The following is a 15,879-nucleotide window of genomic DNA, read 5'->3' on the forward strand; positions in this document are numbered from 1 at the left end:
CGAGGCACCAGCTTTCCCCGTCAACAGGACCCGGGGCGCCCCGATGAGCGAACGGCGGAGCCCGACCATCCGGCGTCGCCGGCTCGGGGCCGAGCTGCGCCGGCTGCGCGACGGTGCCGGGATCACCATAGAGGCGGTCGCCGAGCAGTTGGAGTGCTCCGCCTCCAAGGTCTCCCGGATCGAGACCGGTCACACCTCGGCGACCCCGCGTGACGTCCGGGACATGCTCCGCATCTACGGGGTGGTGGGCGCGGAGAGCGAAGAGCTGGTGCAGATCGCCCGCGAGGCGCGGCAGAAGGGCTGGTGGCACCCCTACAGCACGGTGCTCGTCGGGGCGTACGTCGGCCTGGAGGCGGCGGCCGGTTCCATCCGGGCGTACGAACAGCAGGTCGTGCCCGGTCTGCTGGAGACCGAGGAGTACGCCAGTGCGATGATCCAGGCGGCCCGTCCGGACATCTCTCCCGATCAGGTGCAACAACGGGTGCGTGTCCGATTGGGCCGTCAGTCGTTGTTGACCCAGGACGATCCGGTCGATCTGTGGGTGGTGCTCGATGAGGCGGTGTTGAGTCGGCCGGTGGGCGGCGACGCGGTGATGCGTGGTCAGCTCAGACGGCTGGTGGAGGTGGCCGAACTGCCGAACGTGACGCTGCAGATCCTGCCCTTCGAGGTGGGAGCGCACGCCGGCATGGACGGGACCTTCACGATTCTCGGTTTCCCCGACTCGGTTGATCCGGATGTCGTGTACGCGGAGAACGCCACGGGTGGGCTCTTCCTGGAGAAGAGCGACGAGCTACAGAAGTACAACTTCATCTTCGATCAGATTCAGGCAGCGGCCAGGCGACCGGAGGAGTCCATCGCACACATCGCAGAACTGGCAGAGGAGCCGTTGTGGAAATGGCGACCAAGAGGTTCCCCGAGGACCTGACGCAGGCGACCTGGTTCAAGAGCTCAAAAAGTGGGCCGAACTGTGACAACTGCGTCGAGGTAGCTTACGTGATCGGGGCGGTCGGGGTGCGGGACTCGAAGGACAAGACAGGTCCCGCCCTCGTATTCGCCCCCGGGGAATGGAACGCCTTCGTCGCCGACGCTCGGAACGGCGCGTTCGGCCAACACTGACCAACGCAGCGTGGCGTTGACCGCGGGTCGGTCGGGGGACACTCCCCGGCCGGCCCGTCGCCACTTGCGCCCCCGCATCGTTGAACCCCTCGGTACGGCGCTGGTCGATGACCCGCCACACGCGGCGGCAACCAAGCGAGGCAGGCGAGAGCACATGACGACGATCGGTTCAGAAAACCTCACCCACGGCCCGGGCCGGGTCGAGCGCTTCGGCGGCAAGTACCGCAGCGCCCGCCGCGACACGATGCTCACCGAGGTGGGCGCCGGCGACACCGACTTCGATGACGACGGTGTCCTCGCACCCGAGCAGGCCGGGCCACCGATGACGTCGCTCGACCCGAACCCGCTCGCCGAGCCGTCGTTTCCCAGGGACACCTGGGAAACGACGGCACCCGAGTCGATGATCGACCACCCGCTGCTGCGTGGCCTGCTGCTGGAGTTGCCGCCCAAGGGGAGCGTACCGCCGCCCGGCTGGCTGGACCGGTGGTTCGAGGCGACCCGGGCGATCTTGGAACTGCTATACGTGCAGGGAGCCGGCCGCAGCCGGTGAGGCGGGCAGGCCGACCAGCGCGGGTCCGGTGCCCGGCAGCGTCCGCTCCGTGAGCCGGTTGTGCCGCAGGCCGTGGCGTACCCCGATGGCGAGGACGGCCAACCCGCCGAAGGTGAGCGCGACCCCGGTGACCCCGTTGCCGGCACCCAGGTCCAGCCCGGCGGCGGTGAGCAGCCCCGGCACGGTGGCCAGCGCGGTCACCTGCACCGGTAGACCGACCAGCGGGTGCCCGGCGGCGGCCCGCAGACCGTACGGCGCGGGCGTCTCCGGCGCGGCGGCGAACGCGCCCGCGCCCGCCCGCAACCGGCGGACCCGGCGCACCGTGCAGACCGCCACCGCGAGCGCCGGCACCGCCACCAGTGGGAGCTGCCCGGCGGCCCGGTCGACCGGGGTGTCCCCACCGCTGACCGTGCCGGCGACCAGCACCGTCGCGGTCAGTGCGAGCCCGGCCACGGAGAGGGCGAGCAGCCATCCGGTACGCCGTCGCAGCGCGCGGGCCCGATCCAGCCGGGGGAGGCCGTCCGCCACGACGCCGGCGGCGAGCCAGACGGCGGCGATCGACAGCAACACGATGAGATGCCCATCCATGGACACAGCCTTGCCCACAACGGCGGGCGGCGAATCCGGGACGAGCCCCTGTTCCCACCCCGGAGCATCCCGTAGGGGTGGCCGTGTCCCGGCCGGTCGGCCCAGCGGCACGGAACCGACCGGGTCGTCGTACCGGCCGGTCGTCCGCAGTGGACGGATCAGACCGCGAAGGTGGCCGGCCGCTCGGTGGCCGGGGCCGGCGGACGGGCCTTCCACAGGCCGGTCTTCTGGCCGGCGAGGCGGGTCAGGTAGGCGGGGTTGAGGATGACGTACCGCCGCCAGAGCCGCTTCGGCTCCAGGCCGAGCCGCCAGAACCACTCCAGGCCGGCCCGCTGCATCCACGGCGGCGGCTGCCGGAGCAGGCCGGCGTGGTAGTCGAAGGCCGCGCCGACGGCCATCAGCGGCATGTCCAGCAGGGGCCGCATCGCGTACGTGAAGACCTCCTGGCGGGGGCAGCCCAGGCCGACCAGGACCAACCGGGCACCGCTGGCCCGGATCCGGTCGGCGATCTCGACGTCCTCGCCGGGCTGCACCGCGCGGAACTTCGACGGCTCCACCCCGGCGATCTTGAGGGCCGGGAACATCCGCTCCAGCGCCGGGATCAGCTTCGCCAGGGTCTCCTCGGTCGAGCCGTACAGGTAGACCGGCAGGCCCTCGTCGGCGAAGCGGCGCAGCACGTGCAGGGTCAGCGTCGGGCCGTAGACCCGGTCGGCCAGGCCGGCGTGGTGCAGCAGGTTGAGCGCCCAGCGCACCGGCTGGCCGTCCGGGGTGACCACGTCGAAGGAGTTGAGCCGGGCGTTGTGCGCCGGGTCGAGCACCCCGGTCATCACCCCGTGCACGGCCAGCGCGGTCAGCGCCAACGGCCGGCGGTCCCGGGCCGCCGCGACGACCTGCTCGGTGGCCGAGGCGTAGTCGGTGGCGTCGACCAGGACGCCGAGGACGTTGCGCTTGCCCTGTGCGGTCATGCTCCCGGCACCCACTTGTCGACGTTGGCCTGGTAGATCTCCCGCATGATCATGGGTACGTCGTAGACCTGCTTCCAGCCCGGGTAGTCGGCCTGGAACGCCTCGTTCGAGCCGATCCACCACTTGTGGTCGCCGATCCGGTTCGCATCGACGTACTCGGTGATCATCTCCTGGCCGGTGATCTGCTCGGCCAGGGCGAACGCCTCCCGGTTGGAGGTGTTGGAGTGCCGGCCGCCACCGAGGTTGTAGACCGCCGCCGAGCGGGGCGCCCGGAAGAACGCCTCGAACGCCGACACCACGTCGGAGCTGTGGATGGCGTCGCGCACCTGCTTGCCCTGATAGCCGAAGATCTTGTAGGTGCGGCGCTCCATGTTGGCCCGCATCACGTACCCGAGGAAGCCGTGCAGCTCGGTCGCGGAGTGCGCCGGGCCGGTCAGCGTGCCACCCCGGAAGCAGGCCGTGCGCATGTCGAAGTAGCGGCCGTACTCCTGCACCATCACGTCCGCGGCGACCTTGGAGGCCCCGAAGACCGAGTGCAGGCAGGCGTCGATCGACATGTCCTCGCGGATGCCCTGCTCGTACGGGTGGCCCGACTCGATCTCCCAGCGGGTCTCCTGCTCCACCAGCGGCAGGCTGTTGGGGCGGTCCCCGTAGACCTTGTTGGTCGAGCAGTGGATCACCGGCGCCTCGATGCAGTGCTCCCGCACGTTCTGTAGGACGTTGAGGGTGCCACCGGCGTTGACGTCGAAGTCGGTGAACGGGTCCCGTACCGCCCAGTCGTGCGACGGCTGGGCGGCGGTGTGGATCACCACGGCGATGTCCCGGCCGTACCGGGCGAAGAGCTTGCCGAGGGTGTCCCGGTCGCGGATGTCGATGCTGTGGTGCGCGTACGCCGACCCCAGCTCGTCGGTCAGCCGCCGGACGTTCCACGCGGTCGAGGCCTCGGCGCCGAAGAACTCCTGCCGCATGTCGTTGTCGATGCCGACCACGTCCAGACCGAGCCCGGCGAAGTGCCGGACCGCCTCGGAACCGATCAGACCGCCCGACCCGGTCACCAACGCGACACTCACACGACACCCCTGGTCAAAGGTAGGAGGCTGGAAAAACCACCGGAGCATAGCCTGACGTCCGGTACGCCCCGATACGAAGTGAGGGCCCCGCGACTGCGGAGCCCTCGTCTGGTGGTGGGGATGGGGGGAGTTGAACCCCCACGTCCTTTCGGACACACGGACCTGAACCGTGCGCGTCTGCCATTCCGCCACATCCCCGTGGCACGACCGTCGAACGCGGTAGTGCGCGTCGACTCCGCCGTCTCCGGCGGGCCGGCAACATGCTACCCGGTCCTGCGGTCTCGCCTCGACCGGTTACCGTTCCTGCGAGCGGTCACCCTTCGTGGCGGACGAAAGAGTAGCACGGGCCTGGGGGCCGCTCCGAACGGGCCGCCGCGCGGTGGCCGAGCGGCGCGCGAGCTGCGCGCGCGCCGTCCAGATACCATCATGTCCTCGGGACCCGAGGAGGAGCCGGTGAGCGTGCTGCAACGCTTCGAGAAGCGTCTGGAAGGCCTGGTCGAAGGGGCCTTCGCCAAGGTCTTCAAAGGGGTGGTCCACCCCGTGGAGATCCTCAACGCCATGCAGCGGGAGGCCGAGGCGCACAAGGCCATCCTCGCTGGTGGCCGCACCCTGGTGCCCAACCGCTACGTGATCGATCTCTCCCCGTACGACCACAGTCGGTTGGCGCCGTACGCCGCTGCGTTGGCCCAGGAGCTGGCCCAGTCTCAGGCGGAGTTCATCGGTGAGCAGGCGTGGACGGTCTACGGCGACGTGATCGTCGAGGTCGAGCGGGGCGAGGGGCTGGACACCGGCATGTTCCGGGTCACCGCTGAGGTCTACACCGGCGGCGAGGTCGCCCCGGTGTCCTCCCCGGGCGGCTACGACCCCGGCCCGCCGGCCTACCCGGCGTACGACCAGGGCGGCGGCTACGGCCCGCCGCCCGGCCACGGCGGTGGCGGCGCGCGCAACGTCCGGCTGGTCTCGGGCGACGGCCGCACCTATCCGTTGCAGATGGGCTCGACCGTGATCGGCCGGGGCGACCAGGCCAACCTGCGCCTGCCCGACGTCGGGATCTCCCGACGGCACGCCCGGCTGGACTTCGACGGCGGCCAGGTGGTGCTGACCGACCTCGGGTCCACCAACGGGACCATGGTCAACGGCCAGCGGGTCTCGGCGGTCGCCCTCAACCCGGGCGACATGATCCAGCTCGGCACCACGACGCTGACCTTCCGCGTGGACGGCTGACCCGCCTTGCCGGAACTCGTCATCACCGTCGCCCGGTTCGGGTTCCTCATCCTGCTGTGGATCTTCGTGTTCACGGTGGTGGGTGTCATCCGTCGGGATCTGTTCGCCGGTGCCCGGTCGGGCCGGCTGGTGGCCGCGCCGCGGGGGGTCGGCGCCTCGACCCAGCAGCAGGCGGCGAAACCGGCGAAGGCGAAGCGGGGCCGGGCGGCCCACCAGTTGGTGGTCACCGCCGGCCAGCTCGCCGGCACCCGGATCACCCTCGGCGAAGCGCAGATCACCATCGGTCGGGCCGAGGACTCCACCCTCGTCATCACCGACGACTACGCCTCCGCCCGGCACGCCCGGCTGGTGCCCCGGGACGGTCAGTGGTTCGTCGAGGATCTCGGCTCGACTAACGGCACGTACCTCGATCGCGCTAAGGTCACCGGACCAACCCCCGTCCCCCTCGGCGTGCCGATCCGTATCGGCCGCACCTCTCTCGAATTACGGCCATGACTCTGACCCTGCGCTATGCGGCCCACAGCGACCGCGGTCTGATCCGAGACGGAAACCAGGACTCCGTCTACGCCGGGCCGCGGCTCCTCGCCGTCGCCGACGGCATGGGCGGCATGGCCGCCGGTGACGTCGCCAGCAACATCGTCATCGGTGCCATGGCGCCGCTCGACGAGGACGTCCCGGGGGACGCGCTCGTCGACGCGCTGCGATCGGCCGTGGGCACCGCCAACCAGCAGCTCCGCGACACCGTGGACGCCAACCCGCAGCTGGAGGGGATGGGCACCACGCTCACCGCGACCCTCTTCTCGGGCAGCAAGCTCGGCATGGTCCACATCGGCGACTCGCGTGCCTACCTCCTGCGCAACGGCGAGTTCGCCCAGATCACCAAGGACGACACCTACGTCCAGATGCTCGTCGACGAGGGACGGATCAGCGCGGAGGAGGCGAGCAGCCACCCCCAGCGCTCGCTGCTCACCCGCGCCCTCGACGGCCGGGACATCGACCCGGAATACAGCGTCCGGCAGGTGCTGCCCGGGGACCGCTACCTGATCTGCAGCGACGGCCTCTCCGGTGTGGTGAGCGCGGAGACCATCGGCGACAGCCTCCGGGAGTACACCGACCCGCAGCAGTGCGTCGAGCGGCTGGTGCAGCTGGCCCTGCGCGGCGGCGGCCCGGACAACATCACCGTGATCATCGCGGACGCCACCGACCAGGACATCGTCGAGGCGAGCCCGATCGTCGGCGGGGCCGCCGCCCGGGACCGGGGGATGGCCACCGCGGCCGACGACTCCACCCCGGCGGCCCGCGCGTCGGCGCTGGCCGCCCCGCGACCGCCCGCCCCGGAGGAACCCGCCGCCAACCGGGACGACGACCCGGAGCGCCCCCGCCGGCCGCTGCGTACCGTGGCGATGCTGGCGGCCCTGCTGGTCATCCTCGGTGGTGGCCTCTTCGCCGGCTGGAGCTACACCCAGCGGCAGTATTACGTCGGGGCGACCGACAACGGGCAGCTCGCGGTCTTCCGGGGGGTCCCCGGCCAGGTCGCCGGCCTCGACCTGTCCAGCGTGAACTCGACCAGCCAGGCCAAGCTCGACGACCTGACCCTGGCCGCCCAGGAGCAGGTCAAGCAGGGCATCCAGGCCAAGAGCCGGCCGGACGCGCTGCGCCGGTTGGCCGAGCTGACCAGCGAGGACCCGGGCAACCCGAACCTGAAGCCGGTCTGCCCGCCGGTTCCCTCCCTCGTCACCGGCTCCCCGGTGCCGGCGAACTCAACGGTGCCGCCGAGCCCCGGGGCGACCAGCCCCGGCGCGACCGGCGTGCCGATCGTCACCGGCACCCCCACGCCGCCCACCACACCCGACGCCTCGGCCTCCGACGCGGTTCCGCCGGCCGGAGACCCGGCGGGCTGCCGGTCGCCCGAGTGACCGCCGGCTGAGATCCGAGGGACACCTTCTTGACCGCAGCGGCCCAGCCGGTAGTCTCGCCCGCCACGACGGGCGAGCGGCCCGGCGTACGTATGGCGCGGTCCCGGCGTAACGCCGAACTGTCCCTGCTGGCGCTGGCGATGGTGCTGGTGGCCGCGTACGGGGCGATCGTCGAGGCGAACCTGCTCGACACCGTCACCCGCGACTTCTGGATGCCGGCCGCCGCGCTGGGGCTGGTCTTCTTCGGTATGCACCTGGTGATCAGGTGGTTGGCACCGTTCGCCGATCCTGCCCTGCTACCGGCGGTGGCCCTGCTCAACGGCATCGGGGTGGGCTTCCTGCGTCGCCTCGACCTGGGCAAGGCCGCTCCCGCCGACCGGGAGACGCTGGCCATCTTCGCCGGCACCGGTGGCCGCCAGCTGGCCTGGACGCTGGCCGCGGTGATCCTGGCCGCCGGGCTGCTGGTGGTGATGCGCGACCACCGGGCGGTCTCCCGGTACGCGTACACGCTGGGGTTGGCCGGCATCGTGCTGGTGATGATCCCGGCGGTGCTGCCCGGCCGGTTCTCCGAGATCAACGGCGCGAAGCTGTGGATCCGGGTCGGTGGGTTCAGCATCCAGCCCGGTGAGTTCGCCAAGCTCGCACTGCTTGTCTTCTTCGCCTACTACCTGGTCCGCAAGCGTGAGGTGCTGTCGCTGGCCAGCCGCCGCGTCCTCGGCATCGACTTCCCGCGTGGCCGGGATCTCGGCCCGGTGGTCGGGGTCTGGCTGATCAGCCTGCTGGTCCTGGTCTTCGAGAAGGACCTCGGCACGTCGCTGCTCTACTTCGGCATGTTCGTGGTGACGCTCTACATCGCCACCGAACGGGTCAGTTGGCTGCTGATCGGTCTCGTCCTCTTCTTCGGCGGCGCCTACCTCGCGTACGTGCTCGGTGGCACTGTGGGTGGGCCGTTCGCCAACTTCTACACCCGCGCGGAGATCTGGCTCGACCCGTTCGCCGAGCCGTACGACCGGGGTTACCAGCTGGTGCAGGGGCTGCTCGGCCTGGGCAGCGGTGGCCTGTTCGGGTCCGGGCCGGGTGCCGGGGAGCCGCTGGAGATCCCCGAGGTGCAGAACGACTTCATCTTCGCCGGCATCGGTGAGGAGATCGGCCTGTTCGGGTTGACCGCGCTGCTGGTGGTCTACCTGCTCGTCGTCGAGCGGGGGCTGCGGGCCGGGCTGGCGGTGCGGGACTCGTTCGGCAAGCTGGTCGCCGGTGGTCTCGCCTTCACCCTGGGGCTCCAGGTCTTCGTGATCGTCGGCGGGATCAGCAAGCTCATTCCGCTGACCGGTCAGACCACCCCGTTCCTGTCCGCAGGTGGCTCGTCGCTGATGGCGAACTGGCTGCTCATCGCGGTGCTGCTGCGTATCTCCGACGCCGCCCGGCGGCCGGTGGCCCAGGGTGGCGGCCCGGCGGCCCGGCCGGGTGGCGGCCCGCCGGAACAGCTGCACGGTGCTCCCACGGAGGTGATCCGCCCGTGAACGCGCCCCTGCGCCGCGTCGGCGTCGTCGTCATGGTCCTGTTCGGTCTGCTCTTCGCCAACCTGAACTGGATCCAGGCCTACAAGGCGGACGAATACCGCAACAGCGACTACAACGGCCGGGTCCAGGTGGCCGAGTACGAGCGCCGGCGGGGCAACATCGAGGCCGGCGGCACCGCCGTGGCCACCAGCAAGGAGACCGGCGGCAAGCTGAAGTTCCAGCGCAGCTACCCGGCGGGGACGAAGTACGCCCACGTGCTCGGCTACAAGCCGGTCAACCTGGGTGACACCGGCATCGAACGGCTGGAGAACGACTTCCTCGCCGGCACCAGCGACGCCCTGCTCGGCAACCGGATCAAGGACATGTTCACCGGCGACGAGAGCGGCGGCGGCAACGTGCTGCTGAGCATCTCGAAGCGGGCCCAGGACACCGCCTACGAACAGTTGCGCAACAACCGCAACGGGGTGAAGAAGGGCGCGGCCATCGCCATCGACCCGCGTACCGGTGCGGTGCAGGCGCTGGTCTCGATGCCCAGCTTCGACCCGAACCCGCTGGTCGACCACGACACCAACGTGGCCTCCGCGGCCTACAACAAGTACGAGCAGGACCCGGACGGCCCGCTGAAGAACCGGGCGCTGTCGGAGGTGCTGCCGCCCGGCTCCACCTTCAAGATCGTGATAGCCGCCGCCGCCCTGGAGAACGGGGTCGGCAAGGACACCGAGATCCCGGCCGGTCCCAGCTGGACCCCGCCGACCTCGGGCACGCCGATCCGCAACGCCGCCCCGTCGATCTGCCCGGAGGCGCAGGTCACCCTGATGGACGCGGTCACCGAGTCGTGCAACACCGGCTTCGCCCAGCTCGGCGTGAAGCTCGGCGCGGACACGGTGAAGGAGAAGGCCCGGCAGTTCGGCTTCGAGCAGGACGACCTCACCGTCGGGCAGCTCGGCGAGGGGGGCCTGCCGGTGGCGGCCAGCCGGACCGGCGACATGCAGAACCCCGACGGCGGCACCGACCCCGCCGCGCTGGCGCAGTCCTCGATCGGCCAGAACAACGTCCGGATGACCCCGCTCCAGGGGGCGCTGATCGCCGGTTCGGTCGCCAACAAGGGCCGGCAGATGCGTCCCTACCTGGTCAAGCAGCTCCTCGGGCCGGACCGCACCACCAGCTACTACAACGCCCAGCCCCGGGAGCTGCGCCAGCCGGTCAGCGGTCAGGTCGCCGACGACCTGCGGGACATGATGGTCAGCGTGGTCAAGAACGGCACCGGCAGCTCGGCGGACATCGACGGCTACACCGTCGGCGGCAAGACCGGCACCGCCCAGTCCGCCCCGGACCGGCCCGACCACGGCTGGTTCATCGGCTTCGCGCTGGACAAGAACGGCAACGCCGTCTCCGCGGTCTGCGTGGAGCTGGAGCAGGCCGGCAGCGGCGGCAGCGCCGAGGCGGCCCGGATCGGCGGCAAGATCATGCAGGCGGCCATCGCCGATGCGGGGGGCCGCTGACATGCTCAGCCCCGGGGTGCAGCTCGGCAACCGTTACCGTCTCGACGAGCGGATCGCCAGCGGCGGCATGGGCGACGTGTGGCGCGGCACCGACCAGGTGCTGGGCCGTACGGTCGCGGTGAAGAGCCTGCTCCCGGCGCTGCTCGACGAGCCCGGCTTCGCCGAACGGTTCCGGGGCGAGGCGCGCACCATGGCCACCATCAACCACCCCGGCGTGGTCGACGTCTACGACTTCGGCAGCGACCAGGAGATCGCCTTCCTGGTGATGGAGTACGTCGAGGGCGACGCCCTGTCGGCGACGCTCAGCCGGGTCGGCCGGCTCACCCCGGCCCGGACGATGGCGCTGCTCGCCCAGGCCGCCGACGCGTTGCACGCCGCCCACGAGAAGGGCATCGTGCACCGGGACGTCAAGCCGGGCAACCTGCTCGTCCGGCCCAACGGGACGCTGGTGCTGACCGACTTCGGCATCGCCCGGTCCGAGCTGGTCGGTCAGCTCACCGCCGCCGGATCGGTGCTCGGCACCGCCTCGTACATCTCCCCCGAGCAGGCCACCGGCGCGGTGGCCACCCCCGCCTCCGACGTGTACGCCCTCGGTGTCGTGGCCTACCAGTGCCTGGCCGGTCGGCGACCCTTCGAAGGCGACAACCCCCTCGAAATCGCCATGCGGCACGTCCGGGACACTCCCCGGGCCCTGCCCGGGGACATCCCGCCGCAGGTCAAGGCGATCGTGGAGCGGGCCATGGCCAAGGAGCCCGGCCACCGCTGGCCGAGCGCCGCCGCCCTGGCCGCCGTTGCCCGGCAGGCCAAGCAGGTCCTCTCCCAGCAGGCCCGAGCGGGGGGCGGACATCCCGGCCCGGTGTCCGGTGGTCCGGTGTCCGGTGGTCCGGTCTCGGGTGGCCCGGTCTCCGGGGCGGCGCCGGCCTCCCCCGCCGGCCCGATGGCCCGGGCCCAGGTGCCCGCCGTACCCCGGCAGCAGCCGGCGGCGCTGGCCCACCAGCACCGTCCGCCGGTCAGCGGGCAGGCCCGTCCGCCGGTCGGTGGGCAGTCCCGGCCACCCGTCAGCGGTCAGGCCAGGCCGCCGGTAGCCGCCCGGCACCCGCAGCCACCGGTGGCGCAGCAGCGCCCGCCGGTCCAGGCCACCCCGATGACCCGGCCCTATCCGCAGCAGCCCCGGGGCGCGGCGGCAGTCCCGTCGGCCCCGCTGCGTGTCGACCGACCCATGGGGTACGCCCGGCAGCCGCTCCCACCCCCGGCCCCGCCACAGCGTTCCCGGTCCGGCATGGTGACCCTGGCGATTCTGCTGGCGGTACTGGTGCTGGTCTGTTCCGGGGTGCTCGCCTACGCGGCGCGACAGCGGACCAGCGCCGGTGATCCCAGCGCGCCCCAGATGACGTCCGGCGCGCTGAGTGCCTTCGGACGCGACGATCCGGCCGGGACGTCGTACCGTCGGGTGGTACGGCTCGAACCGGGTGCCGGCGAGACGACGACGAGCGAAGGACGACGAACGCGATGACAGCCCAGGCCCGCCTGCTCGGTGGCAGGTACCAGGTCGGCGAGCTGCTCGGTTACGGTGGCATGGCCGAGGTGCACCGCGGCCGGGACCTCCGGCTCGGTCGGGACGTCGCGATCAAGATGCTCCGGACAGACCTGGCCAGGGACGCCACCTTCCAGATGCGGTTCCGCCGCGAGGCGCAGAACGCCGCCTCGCTGAACCACCCGGCGATCGTCGCCGTCTACGACACCGGCGAGGAGACCGCCCCGACCGGCGAGACCCTTCCGTTCATCGTGATGGAGTTCGTGAACGGGCGGACCCTCAAGGAGGTCCTCGGCGTCGAGGGGCGGCTCCAGCCGCGCCGGGCGTTGGAGATCTGCGCCGACATGTGCGCGGCCCTGGAGTTCAGCCACCGGCACGGGATCATCCACCGGGACATCAAGCCCGGCAACGTGATGCTGACCCAGACCGGTCAGGTCAAGGTGATGGACTTCGGCATCGCCCGTGCCCTGGCCAGCGGTGCCACCACGATGACCCAGACCAGCGCGGTGATCGGCACGGCCCAGTACCTCTCCCCGGAGCAGGCGCGCGGCGAGGCCGTCGACGCCCGCTCCGACGTGTACGCCGCCGGCTGCGTGCTGTTCGAGCTGGTCTGCGGTCATCCGCCGTTCGTCGGCGACAGCCCGGTCAGCGTGGCGTACCAGCACGTGCGGGAGGCCCCGCCGACGCCCAGCGACATCAACCCGGACGTGACCCCGGCGATCGACGCGATCGTGCTGAAGGCGCTGTCCAAGAACCCGCTCAACCGCTACCAGAGCGCCGGTGAGATGCGGGCCGACCTGCTCCGTGCCGCCGCCGGCCGGCCGGTGATGGCGACCCCGGTGATGAGCCAGGACGAGACCACCCCGATGGCGGCGGCTGCGGCCGGTTACCCGACGCAGATGGTCGGTCAGCAGACCCGGCACATCCCGGCCCGGGTCGGTGACCCGCAGCGGCGCAAGAGTTCCGCCTGGGTGATCGCGGCGTTCGCGGCGGTCGGGGTGCTGGCGGTGATCGCCCTGGTCGCGGCCCTGCTGATGAACGGCGACGAGACCAAGACGAGCCCGGTGCCCAACCTGGCGGGCAAGACGCAGGACGCCGCCTTCACCGAGATCCGCAACGCCGGCCTGGTGCCGGCGACCGGTGACCAGGTCTTCGACAGCACCTGCAAGGTGGGTACGGTCGCCCGGCAGGACCCGCCGGCCGGCACCCCGCTGGCCGAGAACCGTCAGGTGACGGTGAACATCTGCGGCGGCAAGCCCGAGGTCAGCATCCCGACCGGCCTCAAGGGCAGCAAGGTCGACAGCGCGCAGGCTCGCCTGAAGGACGCGAAGTTCGTCGTCACCGTCGTGGACAAGGACAGCGAGGAGAACGAGGACATCGTCCTCGACGTGTCCCCGCCCGAGGGGGAGAAGGTGCCGGAGGGCACCAAGGTCACCCTGACCGTCTCCCGGGGCAACGTCCGTGAGGTGCCGAACGTCAAGGACCTCAGCCAGGCGGAAGCCATCCGGGCCATCGAGAACGCCGGTTTCAGGGCCAACCCCGAACTCGGCTCGGAGGTGCCGGCGGACGAGGCCGGCAAGGTGCAGAGCCAGAACCCGAAGGCCGGCACCAAGAAGACGAAGGGGAGCACGGTCACCATCGTGGTGAGCGTGCCGGAGGTGACCGAGCCGCCGACCCCGCCGACCCCGACCACGCCGGTGCCGACCACCACACCGCCCGGTGACGGCACCGGGGGCGGGTTCCCGCTGCCGCCCACCCCGCCGTTCCGGGTCGAGGACCAGTGACCCGTACCCTGCGATGACGTTCAGGCCCGGTCCGGTTGGACCGGGCCTGGCTCTTTCCGGCGGTGACCGACCGGCACCGGTCGGCGCGTGCCCCGGCGCTCGGGCGGCGTCGGCCGTGTCAGTTGGTGGCGAAGGCGGCCCGGCGGCGGGCGTCGACCTCGGCGGCCAGCTCCGGGGCGCGTTCCAGGGCCTCCGGGTGACCGCAGGCGGCGACCCAGTTCGCCAGCATCAGGTGGCCGCCCTCGGTGAGCACCGACTCCGGGTGGAACTGCACCCCCTCGATCGGCAGGGTCCGGTGCCGCATCGCCATCACCACACCGGACTCCGTCCAGCCGGTGACCTCCAGCTCGTCGGGGAGCGTCTCGGGGAGCACCGCCAGCGAGTGGTAGCGGGTGGCGGTGAACGGGTCCGGCAGGCCGGCCAGCACCCCGACGGAGTGGTGCCGCACCTCGGAGGTCTTGCCGTGCAGCAGCTCCGGTGCCCGGGTGACGGTCCCGCCGAACGCCTCACCGATCGCCTGGTGGCCGAGGCAGACGCCGAAGATCGGCAGCTCCCCGGCGTACCGGCGGATGACGTCGAGGCAGATGCCGGCGCGGTCCGGGCTGCCCGGCCCCGGCGAGAGCAGGACGCCCGCCGCGCCGACCCGGCCGACCTCGGCGACGTCGATCTCGTCGTTGCGTCGGACCTCGCACTCCACCCCGAGCTGGCCCAGGTACTGCACGAGGTTGAACACGAAGGAGTCGTAGTTGTCGATCACGAGGACACGCATGGGCTCACTGGTCCGGAGAGGGGGCGGGTGGGGTGTTGTTGCGGTCGGTGTCGTACGGCAGGTCGTGCCCGTCGCCGGCCGGCGCGTCGGGATCGACGGCGGAGTCGCCGCCCGGGTTGCCGGAGTCCTGGGTCACCTGGACGTCGTCGAAGGGCAGCAGCGGCTCGGCCCAGGGGAAGATCACATACCAGAGCAGCGCCACCGTCGCGGTGGCGAGCAGCACCGATCCGATGAGCTTGCCGGGCAGCCCGAAGGGCAGCTTGCGCCAGATGAACGAGTACACCGTGGTCAGCCTCGCAGTTCCGGCGGTGGGCCCTCGGACTTGGGCTGCGCGCGGTCGAGCTCGGCGTGGACGATCAGCCGCTGGTAGTTGTCGAATTTGGGGTTGCAGGTGGTCAGGGTGAGCAGTTTGCGGGTGGCCTTCGCGTTCGGCTCGCCCGGCACCGGAGCGACGACCTCTACCTGGTCGGGGCGGACGATCCGGGTCTGGTAGACCTTGTAGACGTACCAGTCCTGCTTGCCCTCCAGCAGGATCGCGTCTCCGGTCTTCAGCTCGTCCAGCCGCCAGAAGGTGGCCCGGTTGCGGTGCCCGGCCACGGAGAAGTTGCCCACCTCGCCGGGGAGCGCGCTCTTCGGGTAGTGGCCGGGGGCGTACCGGATGTCCTCCTGGGTGACGCCCTCGACGACCACCCAGTTCTTGTCGAGGCTGGGGATGTAGAGCCCGGCGATGGGCTTGCCCTCGGCGGGGGCGACCTGCTTGGCCGGGGTGCTCGGGCTGACCGTCGGGTCGCCGGTCGGGCCCCACGCCTGTTCCAGTTGCTTGTTGAGTTTGCTCTGGTGGGCGTCGACGAGGGCGGACTTGCCCCAGATCTCGTACCCGGCGAACAGGAGCACCACCAGTCCGAAGGTGATCAGCACTTCGCCGCTGACCCGTACCCCGGTGCGCAGCCGTGAGCCGAAGCTGGGCCGGGTCAGCTCCGAGTAGACGCTCTTGTAGCCCTCCCCGGTCTGTTCCGGGCGCAGCTGCACGACCCGCTCACCCCGCCGGGGCGGGGGTGGTGGCGGGGCGGGCTCGCCGGAGCCGGGGTGTTCGGGGGCGGGCGGCACCGCCCCCATCAGGGCGGTGGAGTCCAGCGCCGGGTTGTTCGGTCGGGCCGGCACCACCGGCAGCAGCGCCGTGGCCGCCGGGTCCGCCGGGTGGTCCGGTCCCGGCCGGCCGCGCTCCACCGGCCCGTTCCCGGGTACGCCCCGACCGTGGCCCGTGCCGGGGGCGGGGCCGCCCGGCCAGGCGGGTGGCGGTTGGCGTGCCGGGAGCACGGGGGTGGGCCAGGGGCCGGTGGG

General features: G+C 71.6%; 15 protein-coding genes, 1 tRNA gene and 1 pseudogene. 10 read left to right on the plus strand and 7 right to left on the minus strand.

The window, feature by feature from the left end; genetic code table 11:
• Window positions 1-43 precede the first annotated feature (43 nt).
• The 3 genes from AB0C22_RS00615 (at window position 44) to AB0C22_RS00625 (ending at window position 1,666) form a co-directional block, all read left to right on the plus strand.
• Window positions 44-925 carry a helix-turn-helix transcriptional regulator gene (locus tag AB0C22_RS00615; protein WP_219465443.1) on the plus strand — a complete coding sequence of 294 codons (882 nt, stop codon included), beginning with the start codon at window positions 44-46 and terminating at the stop codon, window positions 923-925.
• A complete protein-coding gene (locus tag AB0C22_RS00620) occupies window positions 895-1,116 on the plus strand; it encodes a DUF397 domain-containing protein (protein ID WP_091253343.1) in 222 nt (73 codons plus the stop codon). The genes AB0C22_RS00615 and AB0C22_RS00620 overlap by 31 nt, the downstream gene beginning before the upstream one ends.
• Window positions 1,117-1,270: 154 nt before the next feature.
• Window positions 1,271-1,666, plus strand: a complete 396-nt coding sequence (locus tag AB0C22_RS00625; RefSeq protein ID WP_219465444.1) for a hypothetical protein — start codon at window positions 1,271-1,273, stop codon at window positions 1,664-1,666.
• Here the strand turns inward: AB0C22_RS00625 and AB0C22_RS00630 are convergent.
• From AB0C22_RS00630 to AB0C22_RS00645, 4 genes are all read right to left on the minus strand, one after another.
• A complete protein-coding gene (locus tag AB0C22_RS00630; RefSeq protein WP_255597800.1) occupies window positions 1,634-2,254 on the minus strand; it encodes a hypothetical protein in 621 nt (206 codons plus the stop codon). The two genes, AB0C22_RS00625 and AB0C22_RS00630, sit on opposite strands and share 33 nt — an antisense overlap.
• Window positions 2,255-2,412: 158 nt before the next feature.
• Complete coding sequence (locus tag AB0C22_RS00635) at window positions 2,413-3,219, minus strand: WecB/TagA/CpsF family glycosyltransferase (protein WP_219465445.1); 807 nt, start codon at window positions 3,217-3,219, stop codon at window positions 2,413-2,415.
• Window positions 3,216-4,289 (minus strand): NAD-dependent epimerase/dehydratase family protein, encoded by a 1,074-nt coding sequence (locus tag AB0C22_RS00640; RefSeq protein ID WP_357532731.1) that lies wholly within the window; start codon window positions 4,287-4,289, stop codon window positions 3,216-3,218. The genes AB0C22_RS00635 and AB0C22_RS00640 overlap by 4 nt, the downstream gene beginning before the upstream one ends.
• 112 nt (window positions 4,290-4,401) lie before the next feature.
• Window positions 4,402-4,487, minus strand: a tRNA-Leu gene (locus AB0C22_RS00645).
• A 228-nt stretch (window positions 4,488-4,715) separates the two neighbouring features.
• Between AB0C22_RS00645 and AB0C22_RS00650 the strand changes: the two genes are divergently transcribed.
• The 7 genes from AB0C22_RS00650 (at window position 4,716) to pknB (ending at window position 13,769) form a co-directional block, all read left to right on the plus strand.
• Window positions 4,716-5,513 carry a DUF3662 and FHA domain-containing protein gene (locus AB0C22_RS00650; protein WP_208565226.1) on the plus strand — a complete coding sequence of 266 codons (798 nt, stop codon included), beginning with the start codon at window positions 4,716-4,718 and terminating at the stop codon, window positions 5,511-5,513.
• Window positions 5,514-5,519: 6 nt separating this feature from the next.
• Window positions 5,520-6,008: an FHA domain-containing protein gene (locus tag AB0C22_RS00655; RefSeq protein ID WP_208565227.1), complete on the plus strand. Its 489-nt coding sequence runs from the start codon at window positions 5,520-5,522 to the stop codon at window positions 6,006-6,008.
• Window positions 6,005-7,429: a PP2C family serine/threonine-protein phosphatase gene (locus tag AB0C22_RS00660; RefSeq protein WP_219465447.1), complete on the plus strand. Its 1,425-nt coding sequence runs from the start codon at window positions 6,005-6,007 to the stop codon at window positions 7,427-7,429. Before AB0C22_RS00655 ends, AB0C22_RS00660 begins: the two co-directional genes overlap by 4 nt.
• A 92-nt stretch (window positions 7,430-7,521) precedes the next feature.
• Complete coding sequence (locus tag AB0C22_RS00665; protein ID WP_208565229.1) at window positions 7,522-8,949, plus strand: FtsW/RodA/SpoVE family cell cycle protein; 1,428 nt, start codon at window positions 7,522-7,524, stop codon at window positions 8,947-8,949.
• A complete protein-coding gene (locus AB0C22_RS00670) occupies window positions 8,946-10,451 on the plus strand; it encodes a penicillin-binding protein 2 (protein WP_219465448.1) in 1,506 nt (501 codons plus the stop codon). The genes AB0C22_RS00665 and AB0C22_RS00670 overlap by 4 nt, the downstream gene beginning before the upstream one ends.
• A gap of 1 nt (window position 10,452) precedes the next feature.
• Window positions 10,453-11,964 carry a serine/threonine-protein kinase gene (locus AB0C22_RS00675; protein ID WP_219470500.1) on the plus strand — a complete coding sequence of 504 codons (1,512 nt, stop codon included), beginning with the start codon at window positions 10,453-10,455 and terminating at the stop codon, window positions 11,962-11,964.
• Entirely contained in the window at window positions 11,961-13,769 is a 1,809-nt protein-coding gene (gene pknB / locus AB0C22_RS00680; protein WP_357532734.1) for a Stk1 family PASTA domain-containing Ser/Thr kinase, read from the plus strand. The genes AB0C22_RS00675 and pknB overlap by 4 nt, the downstream gene beginning before the upstream one ends.
• A gap of 118 nt (window positions 13,770-13,887) precedes the next feature.
• Here the strand turns inward: pknB and AB0C22_RS00685 are convergent, their stop codons facing one another.
• The 3 genes and pseudogenes from AB0C22_RS00685 to AB0C22_RS00695 form a co-directional block, all read right to left on the minus strand.
• Window positions 13,888-14,538 (minus strand): aminodeoxychorismate/anthranilate synthase component II, encoded by a 651-nt coding sequence (locus tag AB0C22_RS00685; RefSeq protein WP_208565232.1) that lies wholly within the window; start codon window positions 14,536-14,538, stop codon window positions 13,888-13,890.
• 4 nt (window positions 14,539-14,542) lie between these two features.
• Complete coding sequence (locus AB0C22_RS00690) at window positions 14,543-14,821, minus strand: hypothetical protein (RefSeq protein WP_208565233.1); 279 nt, start codon at window positions 14,819-14,821, stop codon at window positions 14,543-14,545.
• Between the two features lie 5 nt (window positions 14,822-14,826).
• A pseudogene (locus AB0C22_RS00695) lies at window positions 14,827-15,735 on the minus strand (class E sortase); the annotation flags it as partial.
• Between the last annotated feature and the right edge of the window lie 144 nt (window positions 15,736-15,879).

It is taken from the genome of Micromonospora sp. NPDC048894 (genome assembly GCF_040649765.1).
Taxonomy (GTDB): Bacteria; Actinomycetota; Actinomycetes; order Mycobacteriales; family Micromonosporaceae; genus Micromonospora; species Micromonospora antibiotica.

Coding starts and splice junctions, on each gene's coding strand:
- AB0C22_RS00615 (WP_219465443.1), top strand. CDS start 44: ATGAGCGAACGGCGGAGCCCGACCATCCGGCGTCGCCGGCTCGGGGCC.
- AB0C22_RS00620 (WP_091253343.1), top strand. CDS start 895: ATGGCGACCAAGAGGTTCCCCGAGGACCTGACGCAGGCGACCTGGTTC.
- AB0C22_RS00625 (WP_219465444.1), top strand. CDS start 1,271: ATGACGACGATCGGTTCAGAAAACCTCACCCACGGCCCGGGCCGGGTC.
- AB0C22_RS00630 (WP_255597800.1), bottom strand. CDS start 2,254: ATGGATGGGCATCTCATCGTGTTGCTGTCGATCGCCGCCGTCTGGCTC.
- AB0C22_RS00635 (WP_219465445.1), bottom strand. CDS start 3,219: ATGACCGCACAGGGCAAGCGCAACGTCCTCGGCGTCCTGGTCGACGCC.
- AB0C22_RS00650 (WP_208565226.1), top strand. CDS start 4,716: ATGTCCTCGGGACCCGAGGAGGAGCCGGTGAGCGTGCTGCAACGCTTC.
- AB0C22_RS00660 (WP_219465447.1), top strand. CDS start 6,005: ATGACTCTGACCCTGCGCTATGCGGCCCACAGCGACCGCGGTCTGATC.
- AB0C22_RS00665 (WP_208565229.1), top strand. CDS start 7,522: ATGGCGCGGTCCCGGCGTAACGCCGAACTGTCCCTGCTGGCGCTGGCG.
- AB0C22_RS00675 (WP_219470500.1), top strand. CDS start 10,453: ATGCTCAGCCCCGGGGTGCAGCTCGGCAACCGTTACCGTCTCGACGAG.
- pknB (WP_357532734.1), top strand. CDS start 11,961: ATGACAGCCCAGGCCCGCCTGCTCGGTGGCAGGTACCAGGTCGGCGAG.
- AB0C22_RS00685 (WP_208565232.1), bottom strand. CDS start 14,538: ATGCGTGTCCTCGTGATCGACAACTACGACTCCTTCGTGTTCAACCTC.